The 1,563-nt window shown below is 56.7% G+C and carries 1 protein-coding gene; it reads right to left on the bottom strand.

The window, feature by feature from the left end:
• Positions 1–124 precede the first annotated feature (124 nt).
• Positions 125–1,135, bottom strand: coding sequence for a LacI family DNA-binding transcriptional regulator (locus ABT171_RS41515; RefSeq protein WP_049295620.1), 1,011 nt, complete (start codon positions 1,133–1,135; stop codon positions 125–127).
• Between the last annotated feature and the right edge of the window lie 428 nt (positions 1,136–1,563).

Genomic DNA, 1,563 nt, shown 5'->3' with positions numbered 1-1,563 from the left:
ACTCACCACCGCTGGCGATGGGCCCTCTGGATGTAACGCTTTCTCTTCTATAGAGTTTCTTCTTTCCATCTCGATGTGCTCTCATCAAGCCTCAATAGTGACATTGTCACACAAAAAGAAATCCTTACGCCGGTTTCCCAGCCAAATGCGACCGCCGAACCCGCAATTCCCCGTGCCGCCAAGCGCCGTCTGCCGTGGCGCGATTGTCGAGCAAGCGATTCAAGGCCTCTTCGACCAGCCGGTCAATACGTTGGCTGTAGCTGGTCAGCGCCCAGTTGGCTGAGCCGGCCTCGTCGATATCGTCGAAACCTACCACGGCCATGGCTGACGACGGTGCTACTTGCCTGAGCGCTTCGAGCGCCCCCAGTGCCAGCACGTCGTTCTCGCAGAACAGCGCTTCAACCCGCTCACTTTCCGGCGTTGCCTGCAGGTATTCACTCATCAGTTGGAAACCGCGCTGGCGATCGTAGTGGCCAGCGGTGAGCACCCGATCCAGCTGAAAACCGGCGGCCATCAGTTTGTCGCGGTAGCCTTCCATGCGCAGCAAATGGCTACTTTGCGTATCCGGCCCCTTCATGTAGCCAAAGCGCCGATGACCTTGCTCTATCAGCAGCGTGGCGATCTCTTCGCCAGCGCGGTAGCCGTCGATGTTCACCACATCAATGTGTTCACTTTCCGTATTGCGGCATACCTGCACCAGCGGGATCTGATGCAGATCTTGCGCAATCGCCGCCCACTCTTGGGTTAACACCGTCGCCAGGAACAGAATTCCATCGACCTGCAGCTGGTCGGCCATCGCCATTACCGCCCGGTAGTTTTCCCCGGCGGTGATGTTCAGCAGCAGCGCCATATAGCCGCGGGTTTGCAGCTGTTTGGTGACCATATCGAGCATCATCATCGAATGCGGGTTCTTCATCTCGTCGATGGCTACGCCTATGATGTGCGTGCGTTTTTGCGACAGGCTGCGCGCCAGCAGATTGGGTCGATAGCCCAGCTCGGCCGCCGCCGCCAGTACGCTTTCACGCGCGCTGTCTGAGATCGACGCGCCGGGCGTAAAAGCGCGCGATACCGTCCATTTGGAGACGCCGGCCTTTTCGGCGACGTCGCTGGCGGTGGCTTTGTGGTGTTTCGTCATGGTTGCGTCGATCCCTGCTTCGGTGAAGTCACACTATACCCTGCTCGCTCAGATCCCCTAAGCGCCTGCCGGCATACCTGCTGCGATTATGTCCCGTTTTTGCACCCGATTGCAATTTGTTATGCAACCGGGTGCAAAAGGTAAAGAGTTTGTGATCGTCCGCGCTGTTTTCACCTTTCCCCTGTTGACCAAATTTTCTTCATGGCCGACATTCACGGTGGCATTCAGAGACTCATCGCGGTTTTGTCTCCTGCTTTGCACCCGGTTGCAAAAGAACTGTTTTTACATAACACCTCTCTTCTCAACAGGATACCGTAATGAAAAAAACCAGACTGCTGTTGATGTTAGCCTGCTCGCTGTTTGTCGTGACCGCCCAGGCCAAGACCTACCAGGTCGGCGTGGCGCTGGCCAACTTCGTTCTCAACTTC

The organism is Streptomyces sp. NPDC001851, from assembly GCF_040297165.1.
Taxonomy (GTDB): Bacteria; Actinomycetota; Actinomycetes; order Streptomycetales; family Streptomycetaceae; genus Streptomyces.
The sequence above is the reverse complement of the archived record's forward strand: the minus strand, read 5'-3'. Positions and strand labels throughout refer to the sequence as shown.

What these genes read in the sequence shown, in the direction of transcription:
- ABT171_RS41515 (WP_049295620.1), bottom strand. Translation starts at nt 1,135, where the DNA reads ATGACGAAACACCACAAAGCCACCGCCAGCGACGTCGCCGAAAAGGCC.